At 68.7% G+C, this 15,662-nt stretch carries 14 protein-coding genes; 13 read left to right on the top strand and 1 reads right to left on the bottom strand.

Going from position 1 to position 15,662, the window contains the following annotated elements; genetic code table 11:
• Positions 1–69 precede the first annotated feature (69 nt).
• The 8 genes from IQ458_RS13385 (at position 70) to IQ458_RS13350 (ending at position 10,017) form a co-directional block, all read left to right on the top strand.
• Positions 70–1,257, top strand: coding sequence for a CaiB/BaiF CoA transferase family protein (locus tag IQ458_RS13385; RefSeq protein ID WP_203323144.1), 1,188 nt, complete (start codon positions 70–72; stop codon positions 1,255–1,257).
• 143 nt (positions 1,258–1,400) lie between these two features.
• Entirely contained in the window at positions 1,401–2,096 is a 696-nt protein-coding gene (locus IQ458_RS13380) for a TorF family putative porin (protein WP_203323143.1), read from the top strand.
• 11 nt (positions 2,097–2,107) lie between these two features.
• Positions 2,108–2,200: a potassium-transporting ATPase subunit F gene (locus IQ458_RS13375; protein WP_141455506.1), complete on the top strand. Its 93-nt coding sequence runs from the start codon at positions 2,108–2,110 to the stop codon at positions 2,198–2,200.
• A gap of 15 nt (positions 2,201–2,215) precedes the next feature.
• Complete coding sequence (kdpA, locus tag IQ458_RS13370; RefSeq protein ID WP_203323142.1) at positions 2,216–3,934, top strand: potassium-transporting ATPase subunit KdpA; 1,719 nt, start codon at positions 2,216–2,218, stop codon at positions 3,932–3,934.
• A 10-nt stretch (positions 3,935–3,944) separates the two neighbouring features.
• Positions 3,945–5,993 (top strand): potassium-transporting ATPase subunit KdpB, encoded by a 2,049-nt coding sequence (kdpB, locus tag IQ458_RS13365; protein ID WP_203323141.1) that lies wholly within the window; start codon positions 3,945–3,947, stop codon positions 5,991–5,993.
• Positions 5,994–6,003: 10 nt separating this feature from the next.
• Positions 6,004–6,636, top strand: coding sequence for a potassium-transporting ATPase subunit KdpC (gene kdpC / locus IQ458_RS13360; RefSeq protein WP_203323140.1), 633 nt, complete (start codon positions 6,004–6,006; stop codon positions 6,634–6,636).
• A 4-nt stretch (positions 6,637–6,640) separates the two neighbouring features.
• Positions 6,641–9,271 (top strand): sensor histidine kinase, encoded by a 2,631-nt coding sequence (locus IQ458_RS13355; RefSeq protein ID WP_203323139.1) that lies wholly within the window; start codon positions 6,641–6,643, stop codon positions 9,269–9,271.
• A gap of 17 nt (positions 9,272–9,288) precedes the next feature.
• Positions 9,289–10,017: a response regulator gene (locus IQ458_RS13350; protein ID WP_183639262.1), complete on the top strand. Its 729-nt coding sequence runs from the start codon at positions 9,289–9,291 to the stop codon at positions 10,015–10,017.
• Between the two features lie 36 nt (positions 10,018–10,053).
• Here IQ458_RS13350 and IQ458_RS13345 read toward each other — a convergent pair whose 3' ends face one another.
• Positions 10,054–11,160, bottom strand: a complete 1,107-nt coding sequence (locus IQ458_RS13345) for a PQQ-dependent sugar dehydrogenase (RefSeq protein WP_203323138.1) — start codon at positions 11,158–11,160, stop codon at positions 10,054–10,056.
• A gap of 199 nt (positions 11,161–11,359) precedes the next feature.
• On the opposite strand from IQ458_RS13345, the gene IQ458_RS13340 reads away from it, so the two are divergent.
• The 5 genes from IQ458_RS13340 (at position 11,360) to dusA (ending at position 15,660) form a co-directional block, all read left to right on the top strand.
• Complete coding sequence (locus tag IQ458_RS13340) at positions 11,360–12,496, top strand: sensor histidine kinase (RefSeq protein WP_203323137.1); 1,137 nt, start codon at positions 11,360–11,362, stop codon at positions 12,494–12,496.
• A 26-nt stretch (positions 12,497–12,522) separates the two neighbouring features.
• Positions 12,523–13,326, top strand: a complete 804-nt coding sequence (locus IQ458_RS13335) for a LytR/AlgR family response regulator transcription factor (protein WP_203323136.1) — start codon at positions 12,523–12,525, stop codon at positions 13,324–13,326.
• Between the two features lie 121 nt (positions 13,327–13,447).
• Positions 13,448–13,939, top strand: coding sequence for a nuclear transport factor 2 family protein (locus tag IQ458_RS13330; RefSeq protein ID WP_203323135.1), 492 nt, complete (start codon positions 13,448–13,450; stop codon positions 13,937–13,939).
• 5 nt (positions 13,940–13,944) lie between these two features.
• Positions 13,945–14,424 (top strand): YybH family protein, encoded by a 480-nt coding sequence (locus IQ458_RS13325; protein ID WP_203323134.1) that lies wholly within the window; start codon positions 13,945–13,947, stop codon positions 14,422–14,424.
• A 204-nt stretch (positions 14,425–14,628) separates the two neighbouring features.
• Entirely contained in the window at positions 14,629–15,660 is a 1,032-nt protein-coding gene (gene dusA, locus IQ458_RS13320; protein ID WP_203323133.1) for a tRNA dihydrouridine(20/20a) synthase DusA, read from the top strand.
• Positions 15,661–15,662 lie beyond the last annotated feature (2 nt).

Below are 15,662 nucleotides of genomic sequence, written 5' to 3'. Positions count from 1 at the left end.
GTTTCGTCCCCGGAGCATGCGGGAGACTGGCCGCGGCACGGCTAGCGGCACCCGATGGAAACTTCACGCATGGATAACCCGTCTCCCTTCGGCCTGGTGCGGCGCGAGGGCCCCGCAGGACCGCTCAGCGGCGTCAAGGTGCTGGATCTGAGCGCCTACATCGCCGGGCCGTACGGCTGCACGCTGCTGGCCGACCAGGGCGCGCAGGTGATCAAGATCGAGCCGCCGGATGGCGACAACCTGCGCAAGTATCCCTCCACGCTGGCGGCCGAGAGCCGCGCGTTCATGGGCGTGAACCGCAGCAAGATCGGCATCGTCCTGGACCTCAAGTCGGCCGAGGGCCTGGCCGCGCTGTTGCGGCTGGTGCGGGAGGCCGACGTGCTGGTGCACAACTTCCGGCCCGCCGTGCCGAAACGGCTGGGTATCGATTTCGATCGCCTGACCCTGATCAATCCGCGCCTGATCTACTGCGCCGTCACCGGCTATGGCGAGCATGGTCCGATGAAGGACAAGGCCGGTTACGACCAGGTCCTGCAGACCATGACCGGCATGTGCGCTTTGCAGGGCAAGCGCGGCGGCGCGCCGGAGATCATCTACGGTTCGGTGGTGGACTATTACGCAGCGGCGCTGTTGGCGGGCGGGGTGTCCTCCGCGCTGTACGAGCGCGAGCGCAGCGGGCGCGGCCAGTTCGTCGGGGTGTCGCTGTTGCGCAGCGCGCTGACCATGCAATCGGCAAGGATGATCTGGGCCGAGGGCGAATCGCTCGACATCGGCCGCGACATGCGCTCCGGTGGCGTCACCGGCATCCATCCTGCACGCGAGGGCCACATCTACATCTCCGCCAATACGCCCAGGTTCTGGAAGGCCTTGTGCGGAAAGACCGGCCTGGACGCGCTGGCGGCGGACGAACGCTACGACAGCGTGCGCAAGCGCGCCGAACACGCCAATGAAATCGTGCCGCTGCTGCATGACGCGCTCGCCACCCGCACCGCGCTGGAATGGGAAGCCCTGTTCGGCGACGAGGTGCCGTGCGCGGCCGCGCGCCGGGTCGAGGACATGTTCGATCATCCGCAGGTTCTGGCCGAGGACATCGTCGCCAACATCGAACATCCGGCGGTGGGCCGCTATCGCGGCGTGACCCGGCCGATCGCATTCGGCCGCACGCCCGGCCCGGCGCCGTTCGCCGCACCGGTGTTCAACCAGCACACCGGCGACGTGCTGGATCGCTGCACGGACGATGGCACCGTGAAGGACTGAACCCCCGAACCGGTCCACGCACCGGTTCTCACGGGTTTTTACGATGAATTTACGCGGCCGACCGGGCCGCGAATGGAGGCTTTACGCCTGCCGGCGGGAAGATTTCCACAGTCGCGGAGCCGTTTCCGCGTGGACATCCCGCAATGCGCATTCCTTCCCTCCGCACGCCGGCACTGGCGTGCGTATTCCTGCTGGCGCTGGCCGAACCCGCCGCCGCCGTTACCCTGAGCGGCAATGCCGCGCTCACCACCGACTACATCTGGCGCGGCACCAGCCAGACCCAGGGCGACCCGGCGGTCCAGGCCGGCTTCAAGGCGGCGGCCGCCAATGGCCTCTACGGATCGGTGTGGGGTTCCAATGTGGAATTCGCCACTGGAACGAATGCTTCCAGCGAATTCGATTTCGTCGTTGGCTGGACCGGCAACCTCACGGATGACTGGGCGCTGGACGTCAATCTCACGCATTACCGCTATCCGGGCACGACCGTGGACCTCAACTGGTCCGAACTCAACGGCACCGTGACCTGGAAGCAGAACTACTGGGCGCAGGTCGGCTGGTCCAACGACGCCCTGGCGACGGACCGGAACGGCACCTACGCGCAGTTGGGCGCGCGCGCTCCGCTGGGAGAACGGTGGCGGCTGGAAGGCGCGGTCGGCCGTTACTGGCTGGATGACGCCTATGGCGACAGTTACGCGCACGCGCAACTGGGCGCGGTGTGGGCGTTCAAGACGCCGTTCGAACTGCGCGTGACCGCGCACGCCACCGACGATTCCGCCAAGCGCCTGTTTCCGGATTTGGCCGGCTCGCGTGTCGAGGCGGCCCTGCAAGCGTCTTTTTGAGGAGAACTCCCATGCCTGGTTGGCTGGCCTTGTTGTGTGGCATCGCGGTGATCGTGGCGGCAGGCTACCTGCTGTACGTGATCTTGCGTCCCGAAGAATTCTGATGCGGGTGAACGACAATGACTGAAGCATTTCTCGTCTTCGCGCTGGCCATCGCGCTGGGCTGGCCGCTGGGCCGTTACCTGGCGGCGGTGATGCGCGGCGCGCCGATGCGCGGCGACCGGCTGTTCGGCTGGATCGAAAAGCCGATCTACGCGCTGCTGGGCACGCGCCCGGAGCGGGGCATGAACTGGCGCGGCTATGCCGGCGCGTTCCTGCTCAGCAACCTGATCGTCGGCCTGATTGCCTGGGTCATCTTCATGACCCAGGCCTGGCTGCCGTTCAATCCCGACGACATCCCGAACATGCGCTGGGACACCGCGCTGCACACGATGGTGTCGTTCCTGACCAATACCAACCAGCAGCACTACTCCGGTCAGGCACAGCTGTCCTACCTGTCGCAGATGACCGGCATCGTCGGCCTGCAGGTGGTGACGCCGATGATGGGCCTGGCGATGGTGGTGGCGACGCTGCGCGCGTTGTTCGGCGGCCGTGGCGGGGTGGATTCCACCCAGGAAGGCGGTGTCGGGCAACCGAGCGAACGCGTGGACGTGGGCAACTACTGGGCCGATGTGGTGCGTTCGACGGTCCGCTTCATGCTGCCGCTTTGCCTGGCGTGGACGCTACTGCTGACCAGCCAGGGCGTGCCGTCCACGCTCGCCGCCGGTCCGGTGGCGACGCCGGTGGACAGCAGTGCCGGCATGGGCGAACAGAAAATCCCGTTGGGCCCGGTCGCGGCGATGGTCGCGGCCAAGCAACTGGGTTCCAACGGCGGTGGCTGGTACGGCCCGAACAGCTCGGTGCCGCTGGAGAACCCGACCCCGCTGTCCAACCTGCTGGAGACCCTGGCCATCCTGCTGATCCCGGTGTCAGTGGTGTTCATGGTCGGCACGTTCACCGGCCGGCGGAAGTTCACCGCGCTGGTATTCGGCAGCATGATGCTGATGTCGGTGATATCCACCGGCGCGGCGATCTGGTCCGAGGCGCATTCGGCGACGGCTGCCGATCCCGCGCTGATGGAAGGCAAGGAAGTGCGTATCGGCGCCGACGCGTCCGCGTTGTGGGCGGCGGTGACCACCCAGGTCAACAACGGTTCGGTCAACGCCATGCACGACTCGCTGGCGCCGATGACCGGGCTGGTCGCGCTGGTCAACATGCTGGTCAACGCGATCTGGGGCGGTGTGGGCTGCGGCCTGCAGCAGTTCATCGTGTACCTGCTGCTGAGCGTGTTCCTGGCCGGCCTGATGACCGGGCGCACGCCGGAACTGTTCGGCCGCAAGATCGAGGCCGGTGAAGTGCGCCTGCTGGCGTTGCTGATCCTGTTGCAGCCGCTGGTGGTGCTGGGACTGACCGCGATCACGCTGGCCGTCCCGTCGATCACCGGCAATTCCAATCCCGGCTTCCACGCCATCAGCCAGGTCTTCTACGAGTACACCTCGGCCTTCGCCAACAACGGCTCGGGTTTCGAAGGGCTGGGCGACGCCACCTACTGGTGGAACCTGAGCTGCGTGGTGGCGCTGGCACTGGGACGCTTCCCCGCGCTGATCATCCCGCTGCTGGTGGCCGCGCGCATGGCCGGCAAGCGCCACGCCGCCGAATCGGCCGGCACCCTGCACATCGAAACGCCTACCTTCGCGCTGACCCTGGTGGCCGTGGTCGTGATCCTCACCGTGCTGCAGTTCATGCCCGCACTGGTGCTGGGACCGATCGCGGATCACCTGTCACTGGTCGCGCACTGAGAGCACTCCCATGACGACGATTTCTTACCAGGAAAAAACCCGCCGGGATCATCCGGCGCTGATGGACGGCGCGGCGTTCCGCGCGGCCCTGCGCGACGCCTTCCTCAAACTGGCGCCGCGGCACCTGATCCGCAGCCCGGTGATGGCGGTGGTGATGGGCGGCACCCTGCTGTCGGCGGTGATCACGCTGGCCGGGGTGGCATCGGCCGGATTTGGCTGGGCCGTGACCGCGATCCTGTTCGTGACGGTGCTGTTCGGCAACTTCGCCGAAGCGGTGGCCGAAGCGCGCGGCCGCGGCCAGGCCGCATCGCTGCGGCGCGCACGCAAGGATCTGGTCGCGCGCCGGGTGGAGACCGCGCTGGGCGGCGCCGAAACCCGCATTCCGGCGGCCGAGCTGCGTCCGGGCGATTACGTGATCGTCTCGGCGGGCGAGCAGATTCCCGCCGACGGCGAGATCATCCGTGGTGTGGCGACCATCAACGAGTCGGCGGTGACCGGTGAATCGGCGCCGGTGCTGCGCGAGGCCGGCACCGATCGCTCCGGCGTGATCGGCGGCACCAAGGTGCTTTCCGACGAGATCGTGGTGAAGATCACCGCCGAGCCGGGGCACAGCTTCCTCGACCGGATGATCGCGCTGGTGGAAGGCGCCAATCGCCAGAAGACCCCCAACGAGATCGCGCTGACCCTGCTGCTGGCGGCGATGACTCTGACCTTCCTTATCGTAGTGGCGACCCTGCCGGCGATCGGTGCCTTCGTCGGCGTGAAGGTGGATCCGCTGCTGCTGATCGCGCTGCTGGTGTGCCTGATTCCGACCACCATCGGTGGCCTGCTGCCGGCCGTCGGCATCGCCGGCATGAACCGCGCGTTGTCGGCCAACGTGCTGGCCAAGTCCGGCAAGGCGGTGGAAGTGGCCGGCGACGTGGACGTGTTGCTGCTGGACAAGACCGGCACCATCACCCACGGCGATCGCCAGGCCACCGCGTTCCATCCGCTGGCCGGCATCGACAAGGCGCAGCTGCGTGACGCCGCGCTGCTGGCCTCGCTGGCCGATCCGACCCCGGAAGGCAAATCGATCGTGCGGCTGTCGCGTGAGCAGGGCTGCATCCTGGACGAGCCCGAGCGGGCGACCTACCTGCAGTTCACCGCCCAGACCCGGATGTCCGGCGTGGACGTGGAAGACCGGGTGATCCGCAAGGGCGCCGGCGATGCCATCGGCCGGCACGTGCAGGCACACGGCGGCAACGTGCCCAACGAACTGGCCGCGCGCATCGAGCAGGTCGCCCGCGGCGGCGCCACTCCGCTGGTGGTGTCCGAGGGCCGGCACGTGCTGGGCGTGGTCGAGCTGTCCGACGTGGTCAAGCACGGCATCAAGGAGAAATTCGCCCGCCTGCGCGCGATGGGCATCCAGACCGTGATGATCACCGGCGACAATCCGCTGACGGCTGCGGCCATCGCCGCCGAGGCCGGCGTCGACGATTACATCGCCGAGGCCAGGCCGGAGGACAAGCTCGCCCGCATCCGCCGCGAGCAGGCCGCTGGCAAGCTGGTGGCGATGGTCGGCGACGGCACCAACGATGCGCCGGCGCTGGCGCAGGCCGATGTGGGCCTGGCGATGAACTCGGGCACCCAGGCGGCCAAGGAAGCCGGCAACATGGTCGACCTGGATTCGGATCCGGCCAAGCTGCTGGCGGTGGTCGAAGTCGGCAAGCAGCAGTTGATCACGCGCGGCGCGCTGACCACTTTCTCGCTCGCCAACGACGTGTCCAAGTACTTCGCGATCCTGCCGGCGCTGTTCGCCGCCGCGCTGCCGCAGATGGGCGCGCTCAACGTGATGCACCTGTCCAGTCCCGCCAACGCCGTGCTGGCCGCGCTGATCTTCAACGCGATCATCATCCCGGCGCTGATTCCGCTGGCGTTGCGCGGCGTGCGTTTCCGCCCGGCCACCGCTACCGTGCTGCTGCGGCGGAACATGCTGATCTATGGCGTGGGCGGCGTGCTGCTGCCGTTCGTGGGCATCAAACTGATCGACATGGCGCTGTCCCTCGTGACTGGCGCCTGAGGAAAACCACATGCAATCTCCCGTGAGCTACAAGATCGTCGCGTCGCCGCATATCACCCGCGCCGGCCTGCTACGTCCCTCCCTTGGCCTGGCGCTGGTGTCGCTGCTGGGTTTCGGCCTGCTGTATTCGCTGGCCGGCACCGGGCTGGGGCGCGGCCTGTTCCCCGCGCAGGCGACCGGATCGATCATCGACGCGCAGGGCCACGTCGCCGGTTCGGTGCTGGTAGCGCAACCCTTCACCGACCCGCGCTACTTCCAGCCGCGTCCGTCGGCGGCCGGCTACGATCCGATGGCGGCCGCCGGCAGCAACCAGTCGCGCGGCAATCCGGATCTGCGCAAGCGCATCGACGAAGCCCGCACGGCGGTGGCCGCGCGCGACGGCATCGCGCCGGTCGATGTGCCGCCCGATCTGATCACCCAGTCCGGTGGCGGCCTGGATCCGCACGTCAGTCCGCGTGGCGCGGAGGTGCAGATCGCCCGCGTCGCCCGCGCCCGCGGCCTGCCGCCGGCCACGGTGGCGGAACTGACCAAGCGCCATACCGAGGCCCCGCAGTTCGGCCTGCTCGGCGAGCCCCGGGTGAATGTCCTGCGCCTGAATCTGGCGCTGGACGCACTGCCAGCCACCACGCAGCAGGCACAATAGCCGCATGACCGACGCCCGCAGCCGCCAAGCCGATGCCCTGATCGACGGCCTGCACCGCGAGGCGGGCGGCCGCCTGACCATCTTCCTGGGCGCCGCGCCCGGCGTCGGCAAGACCTACACGATGCTTTCGCGCGCGCGGGAAATGCGCAAGCAGGGCACCGACGTCGTGATCGGCATCGTCGAGACCCACGGCCGCAGCGAGACCGCCGCGCTCACCGAGGGCCTGGAGGTGGTGCCGCGCAGGCGGGTCAGCTACCAGGGGCGCTGGCTGGACGAGATGGATCTCGACGCGCTGCTGGCGCGCCGGCCCAAGGTCGCGCTGGTCGACGAGCTGGCGCACCGCAACGCGCCCGGCAGCCGCCACGAGCGCCGCTGGCAGGACGTGATGGAACTGCTGGAAGCGGGCATCGACGTCTACACGACGATCAACATCCAGCACCTGGAAAGCCTCAATGACGTGGTCCACCGCATCACCGGCGTGCGGGTCAGCGAGACCGTGCCGGACGCGGTGTTCGATCGCCTGCGCGACATCGTGCTGGTCGACCTGCCGCCGCGCGAGCTGATCGAACGCCTGCACCAGGGCAAGGTCTACCTGCCGGACCAGGCCGCGCAGGCGTTGCAGGCGTTCTTCTCGCCATCCAACCTGATCGCGCTGCGCGAACTGGCGATGCAGACGGTCGCCGACCGGGTCGACAACGATCTGCGCGATACCCGGACCGCGCGCGGCCTGCCCGGCATGGCGCTGCGCCGCCGGGTGCTGGTGGCGATCGACGGCATGGGCCAGTCGGAGTACCTGGTGCGGGTCGCCCGGCGCCTGGCCGAACGCCGCGACGCGCCGTGGACGGTGGTGACCGTGCAGGCGCGCGAGGCCGGCGAGGCCACCCAGCTGGAACTGGATCGCGCGTTCGCGCTGGCGCGCCGACTCGGCGCGCAGACCGATGTGGTGCACGGCAACAGCATCGCCGACGCACTGCTGGATCACGCCGCCCAGATCGGCGCCTCCACGCTGGTGCTGGGACGCACCCGCGAGCGGCCGGTGGCGCGGATGTTCAACCGCACCCTGACCCAGCAATTGCTGCAACGGGCCGCGCACTACGAACTGGTCATCATCAACACGCCGGAAGCGCGGGCACGCTCGCGTCGCCGCTGGAACCGCGCCGACATGCCGGTGTTGCGCAACGATCTGCTGTTCGCGGTAATCGCGGCGGTGCTGGCGGTCGGCGTGTCCTGGCTGGTCGAACGCTGGACCGGCATCGACGATCTGTCGATGGTGTTCATCGTCGCGGTGGTGCTGGTGGCCACCCGCACCCGGATGGCGGCGGCGGTGGTCGCGGCGCTGCTGAGCTTCCTGGCCTACAACTTCTTCTTCATCGACCCGCGCTTCACCTTCAACATCGGCGCCTCGCAGGGCGTGACCACGGTGTTCCTATTCCTGCTGGCGGCGCTGGTCGCCGGCCGGCTGGCCTCGCGCCTGCGCATGCAGGTGCTGGCGCTGCGCGCGGCCAATGCCCATGCCACCGCCCTGCAGATGCTCGGACGGCAGCTCACCAGTGCGGCGGATCTGGGCCAGGTGCTGGCCGCCGGCCGCGACGCGCTGGGTACGGCGATGGACGCCGAAATCTGGCTGCGCTGGGATGGACAGGTGGCGGCATCGAACGGGGTGGTGCTGGAAGGCAAGGATCTGGCCGCCGCCGACTGGGCCCAGCAGCATGCGCAGGCCACCGGTCGCTTCACCGATACCCTGGCCGGATCCGCATGGTGGTTCCTGCCGCTGCGCGACGCGCGCGGGGTGATGGGGGTGGCCGGCGTGCGTTTCCCGCGCGAACTGCCCCGGCTGGGTTTCGAGCAGCGGCGGATGGCGGAGGCGATGGCCGACGACATCGCCCAGGCCGCGCTGCGCACGCGGCTGGTCGCGGATCTGGAGGGCGCGCGCATCACCGGCGAGACCGAGCGCTTGCGCTCGGCCCTGCTGTCCTCGGTCTCGCACGATCTGCGCTCGCCGCTGGCCTCGATGATCGGTTCGGCCAGCAGCCTGGCGAATTACGCCGACGCGATGGACGCCGAGGATCGCAAGGCGCTGCTGGACACCATCCAGCGCGAGGGCGAGCGGCTGGATCGCTACATCCAGAACCTGCTCGACATGACCCGGCTGGGCCATACCGGGCTGACCCTCAACCGCGACTGGATCAACGTCGACGAACTGATCGGCTCGGCGGTCGGGCGGCTGCAGCGCTACCAGCCGGAAGTGCGGCTGCAGACCCGGATCGCCACCGACCTGCCGCCGATCTGGGTGCATCCGGCGCTGGTCGAGCAGGCGGTGTTCAATGTGCTGGAGAACGCCGCCAAGTTCTCCCCGCGCGGCGAGCCGGTCGAGGTCGAGGCGCGCCTGGTCGACGAACAGTTGCGCATCGACGTGCGCGATCGCGGGCCGGGCATCCCGGAACAGGAGCGCAGCCGCATCTTCGACATGTTCTACAGCGTGGAGCGCGGCGATCGCGGCCGCCAGGGCACCGGCCTGGGCCTGACCATCTGCCAGGGCATGATCGGCGCCCACGGCGGCAGCGTGGAGGCGCTGCCCGGGCCGGATGGCCGCGGCACCACGATCAGGATTACGCTTCCCCTCCTGCATCCCTGAGTTCCGCCGGTCCCGCCTTGAATCCCGCCGACACCGTCCCGGTTTCGTCCGCGCCCCCGGTCCGCATCCTGGTGGTCGACGACGAGCCGCAGATCCGCAAGTTCCTCGACATCAGCCTGCGTGCGCAGGGGTATCGGGTACTGCTGGCCGAGGACGGCGCTTCCGGCCTGGCCGCGCTCGCTTCGCCCGGCGCGGATCTGGTGATCCTGGACATCGGCCTGCCGGATCGCGACGGCCACGAGGTGTTGCGCGAAATCCGCGGATTCTCGCAGGTGCCGGTGATCATGCTGACCGTGCGCGCGGGTGAGCAGGAGAAGGTGGCCGCGCTCGACGCGGGCGCCAACGACTACGTGACCAAGCCGTTCGGCGTGCAGGAACTGATGGCGCGCATCCGCGGCCTGCTGCGTGCCCACGCGGGCGCGACGGTGGAGGCGCCGGTGGTGTTCGATGATGGCCGCCTGCATGTTGATCTGGCCCGGCGCGAGGTGTCCCTGGACGGCGAGCCGCTGGCGTTGAGCCGCAAGGAATTCGCCCTGCTGTCCCTGCTGTTGCGCCATGCCGGCCGGGTGGTCACCCAGCCGCAATTGCTGCGCGAACTGTGGGGCCCCACCCACCAGCAGGACACCCACTACCTGCGCATCCTGGTCGGCAAGCTGCGCCAGAAGATCGGCGACGACGCTTCCGCGCCGCGCTACATCGCCACCGAGCCGGGCGTGGGCCTGCGTTTCATCGACGGTGGCCACTGACGCGGCCACCGCGCGAAGGCAACCGGGACGCAGGCGTCAGGGACGACGCTCCAGCCGCAGCAACCGTCCCTCCGGCTCATCCGTCAACAGATACAGCGTGCCGTCCGGCGCCTGTTTCACGTTGCGCAGTCGGGTTCCGCTGAGCAGCACTTCCTCGCCGAGCACGCGATCGCCCTCCAGGTCCAGCCGCAGCAGGCTGCCGGTGGACAGTCCGGCGAGGATCATGTCGCCGCGCCATTCCGGAAACTGCGAGCCGCTGTAGATGACCAGGCCGGTGGGCGCGACGGTGCGATCGGTCCAGGTCCATGCCGGCGCGGTGTAGATCGCCCCGGGCAGCGTCTGCGGCCGGTAGCCGGTGGTGCGATAGCGGCCCGAGGTGTGCACCGGCCAGCCGTAGTTGGCGCGCGGACGCAGCACGTTGACCTCGTCGCCGCGATGGGTGCCATGTTCGGACATCCAGATGCGTCCGTCCGCCGCCTGCCCCAGTCCCTGCGCGGCGCGGATGCCGAGCGCATAGAGACCGGGCACCGCATTCGCGCCAAAATCCGGATTGCCAGGCACGGGCTCGCCGTCCAGGGTGAACCGATAGATCTTGCCGCGCCTGTCCGTGGGATCCTGCGCCACCGGCAACGGCGGATTGTCGCCTTCGCGGAAATGACGCTCGCCGACGGTCAGGTACAGATGGCGCTGGCGATCGATCAGCAAGCCGCCGCCGTAGTGGAAGCGCTCGGCCGAACGCGGGGTGGCGGCGAACAGCGGACGCAGCTCGGCCAGGCGATCATCGATCAGGCGCGCGGTGGCCAGGCGGGTGGTGAGGCCGTCCGCGTCCTGTGACGCGTAGGTGAAGTACAGGCGGCGATTGCTGGCGAAATCCGGGTGCAGCACCACGTCGAACAGTCCGCTGTTGTCGCCGCGACCCTCGAAGGCGTCGACCAGATCGTCGGGCATGCCGGCGACCGGATGCTTCGCGCCGTCCGGTCCGATGCGGACCAACCCGCCTTCCTTTTCGCTTACCAGAAAGTCCCCATCGGGCAGGAATGCCATCGACCAGGGACGCCGGAGGCCAGTGGCGACCGGGATTGTTTCGATTGCTTCCGCGGGGGCTGTCGCCATGCCCGCGGCCAGTACCAGTTCGAACAGCATCGACGATTCCTTTGTTATCGTGCCCCGCCGCCCATGCCGATCGCGCGTGGGCCTTGAAGGAGGGTTTCCCGTGTCGTCGAACAGGCTAGCCGTTGCCGGGATGCGCGACCGCGCGTTTGCGCCGGAACGTTCCCGACGCGCGCCGAACCGAGCCGCGCCGGGCGACCTATCCTGTCCATCGGGTTGCACCATGTATGCCATGACGCCGGATCCCGCTTCTTCCCGCCCTCCCGCTCCGCCGCTCGATCCGTCGCCGGCATGGTCGGGAAATGCCCTGTTCTGGTGGCTGCATGCGGGTGGCTGGGGCGGCGTTTTCCTGGTCAACTACTTTTCCGCGCTCGCCAACGGCAAACCGGCCGAATACTGGACCGTGCTGCTGGCGGTGGCGACGACCGGATTCCTGGGCACGCTGGGCCTGCGCTACCTGCTGCGCGCATGCGCCGACCGGCCGCCGGCGCGGTTGGCGCTGCTGATGATCGTGCCGGTGTTGTTGATCGCGGCGGCGATGGCGATGGCCTTCAAACTCGTCACGGATCTGGGGTGGTGCGGTCACTGCCTGCCCTTCACCCGGTTCGGCTACGTCACCTACGTGATCAGCCAGCTCTACGTGCTGGTGGGCTGGACCAGCCTCTATCTGGTCATGACCACGTGGCGGAAACTGCGCATGCAGACCGAAGCGGCGCTGGCGGCGACGGCGACGGCGCACCAGGCGCAGCTGAAGATGCTGCGTTACCAGCTGAACCCGCACTTCCTGTTCAACACCCTCAACGCCATCTCCACCCTGGTGCTGGACCGCGACAACGCCACCGCCAACCGGATGGTGCAGGGGTTGAGCGCATTCCTGCGCCACTCGCTCGACAACGATCCCATGCAGCGGGTGACCCTGAAGCAGGAACTGGACGCGATCGGCCTGTACCTGGATATCGAGAAGACCCGCTTCGCCGAGCGCCTGCGGTTGGAGATCGAGATAGAACCGGCCTGCTGGTCGGCATTGCTGCCAAGCCTGCTGCTGCAACCGCTGGTGGAGAACGCGATCAAGTACGCGGTGGCCAAGCGGGTGGAAGGCGGCACGATCGGCCTGCACGCCTCGCGCGAGGGGGAGCGCCTGAGATTGTCGGTGGTCGACGACGGTCCGGGATGGCCGGCGCTCGATCACGGGGGCGTGCCCCCGGACAACGCGCCGCGCGGCAACCGGGTGGGCCTGGCCAATACCCGCGATCGGCTTCGCGTGCTGTACGGCGCGCAACAGAGTTTCGATGTCCGCAATCGCGAGGAGGGTGGGTTCATGGTGACGATGACCCTGCCGTTCGAAACCGGCGGCGCGCCACGGGAGTGACCATGCCACGAGCTGCGAGTGAACGGATGATCCGGACCCTGATCGCCGACGACGAGCCGCTGGCGCGGCGCGGACTGGAACTGCGCCTGGCCGGCGAACGCGACATCCAGATCGTCGGCCAGGTCGGCGATGGCGCCGCGGCGGTGCGCGCGGTGTCGGAGCACGCGCCGGATCTGCTGTTCCTCGACGTGCAGATGCCCGGCCTGGACGGCTTCGCGGCCCTGCGCGCGATCCCGGCGCAGCAGATGCCGCTGGTGGTGTTCGTCACGGCTTATGACCACTACGCGCTCAATGCCTTCGAGGCCAGCGCGGTGGACTACCTGCTCAAGCCGGTGGACGACAGCCGCCTGCACCAGGCCCTGTTCCGCGTGCGCGAGGTGCTGGATCGGCGTGATGCCAGCGATCATCGCGCGCGGCTGCTGGGTCTGCTCGGCGCGCTCAGCGGCCGGCCCGCGTTGACCCTGGACGAGGCGCTGGATGCCGGCGGCGCGCAGGCGTTCCGCGATGCGGACACGCCGCTGGCGATCCGCGATGGCGCGCGCACCTTGCGGCTGCCGAGGACCAGCATCCGCTGGGTCGATGCGGCGGGCGATTACCTGTGCATCCATACGGATCGCGACACCCACGTGCTGCGTGCAACGCTCGGACAACTGGAGAAACGGCTGGATCCGACCCGGTTTCCACGCATCCATCGCTCGACCCTGGTCAACGCCGGACGGGTCAGCTCGCTGCGTCCGCACCTCAACGGCGAGTATTTCCTGACCCTGGACTGCGGGCAGGAACTCAAGCTCTCGCGCAGCTACCGCGACCGGCTCGCCCTGTTCAAGTAACACGTGCCCGAGGCGCGTGCTCGGAGGCATTGCGCCGAAGCGTGCGGAATCCGCGGTGGGCGCCATTGTCCGCGGACGCCCCGCCCGTCAGTCTGCACGGACATTCCCAAGGAGACGTGCAATGAACCAGCCGCGGTTTCGAAGCCTGCTCGCGGGTGCCCTCTTTGCCTTGACCGCGGGCGCGCACGCGCTGCCGGCCGATGCACCCGCTGCCCATTCGGCGGCGCAACAGGATCCCGCCGCGCAGGCGGGCATGCGCCAGGCGATCAATCACTACTTCCGCGGCCAGGCCACCGGTGAGGCGTCCCACATGCGCCAGGCGTTCCTGCCGAGCGCGCGGATCGAGAGCGTGCGCGACGGCAAGGTCACCTCGCTGACGCTGGACGAGTTCTGCGCGTTCTTCAAGGGCAAGGCCGCGGCAGACGAGGCATCGCGCGTGCGCACCATCGATTTCATGGATGCCTCGGGGAGCGCCGGTACCGCCCGCATCACCCTGGACCATGGCGCGGTCGTGATCACCGACTATTTCCTGCTGCTGAAGGTCGGCGACGAGTGGAAGATCGCCAACAAGATCTCCTATTTCGGCCGCAAGGCCGAAGGCCAGGCCGGATGATGCGCATGAAATCCGCGCTGCTCTTCGCTTCGCTCCTGTGCCTGTCCATTGCCAGTCTCCCCGCCCCCGCGGCGGACGGGCCAATGGCCCGCGAGGCCGAGGCGGCGATCCGCGCGACCGACGCCCGATGGTCCGAGGATCTCTACGCCGGCCGCCTGGACCGGGTGATGGAGAACTACGACGAAAACGCGGCGTTCCTGACCCATGGCAGTCCACTGATTCGCGGCAAGGCGGCGATCCGCGCGTGGTTCCGGGAACGCCTGGATACGCCGGGATACTCGGCCAGGTTCCGGCCCACGGAGATCACCATTGCGGCATCCGGCGACATGGCCTACGAACTGGGCGAGTTCGAGGCGACCGTCCTGTCCGGGGGACGGACGATGCGGGTCAAGGGCAAGCACCTGGTCACCTGGCGATGGAACGGCGCGCGTTGGGTGGTCACCGCCGAGTCGATCAACACCGATGGGCCGGCGGTCGCCGGGTAGGCCGCACGCCCTCGCGGGAAATCGGCGGCACTGCGGTCTGAACCGGCGCGGACGGCGCTGGACAGGGACGTGGGAGGAGTTCGGGCCGCCGCCACGACATGGGCGATAATGGCCCGGCAGGCGCCTGGCGGCCGCGGACCCGCGTCCCGGACCGTCCATCAGGCGGCCTGGATGTCCGCAGACCCCACTGGAAACAAGCCGAGCATGCCGTTGGAAACCGCCGTCCCGACAGGGGCAAAGCCCCGTAGTCCCGATATCAGGGAAGGCGTGACCCTGTCCGTCGCCCCGATGATGGACTGGACCGATTCGCATTGCCGCGTGTTCCATCGGCTGCTGTCGCCGCATGCGCGGCTGTACACCGAGATGGTGCATGCGCAGGCGGTAATCCACGGCGATCGCGATCGCCTGCTCGGATTCGATGCGGTGGAACATCCGGTCGCGCTGCAACTGGGCGGCAGTGAGCCCGACCTGCTGGCACGGGCCGCGCGCATCGGCGAGGAATGGGGCTACGACGAGGTCAACCTCAACGTCGGCTGTCCTTCCGATCGCGTGCAGGCCGGCCGCTTCGGCGCCTGCCTGATGAAGGAACCGGCGCTGGTGGCCGACAGCGTGGCGGCGATGATCGCCGCGGTCGCGATTCCGGTGACGGTGAAGTGCCGGTTGGGCGTGGATGAACTGGAGGACTACGATCGCTTCCGGGCGTTCGTCGATACCGTCGCGGACGCGGGCTGCACGACGTTCTTCGTGCATGCGCGCAAGGCCTGGCTGCAGGGCCTGTCGCCGAAGGAGAACCGCGAGATCCCGCCGCTGCGCTACGACTGGGCCTACCAGCTCAAGCGCGAGCGCCCCGATCTGACCGTGGCGGTCAATGGCGGCATCGGCACCGTCGTCGACGTGCAAACGCACCTGCGGCACAGCGACGGGGTAATGCTGGGCCGCGCCGCGTATCACGAGCCGTATCTGTTGCATGAACTGGAAGGCTCGCTGTGGGGGGCGCCATTGCGCAGCCGCGCCGAGCTGCTGCGCGCACTGCGTCCTTACGTGGAAAGCCGGCTGGCGGCGGGCGTCGCGCTCAAGCACGTGACCCGCCATGTCCTGGGCCTGTTCCATGGCCAGCCCGGCGGGCGCTTGTTCCGCCAGATCCTGAGCGAGGGTGCGCATCGGCCGGGGGCCGACTGGTCGCTGCTGGAGCGCGCGCTCGCGGCGACGGAATCGCGCCTGCAGCCGGCCGCCTGAGG

It is taken from the genome of Pseudoxanthomonas beigongshangi (assembly GCF_016820515.1).
GTDB lineage: Bacteria > Pseudomonadota > Gammaproteobacteria > Xanthomonadales > Xanthomonadaceae > Pseudoxanthomonas_A > Pseudoxanthomonas_A beigongshangi.
The sequence above is the reverse complement of the archived record's forward strand: the minus strand, read 5'-3'. Positions and strand labels throughout refer to the sequence as shown.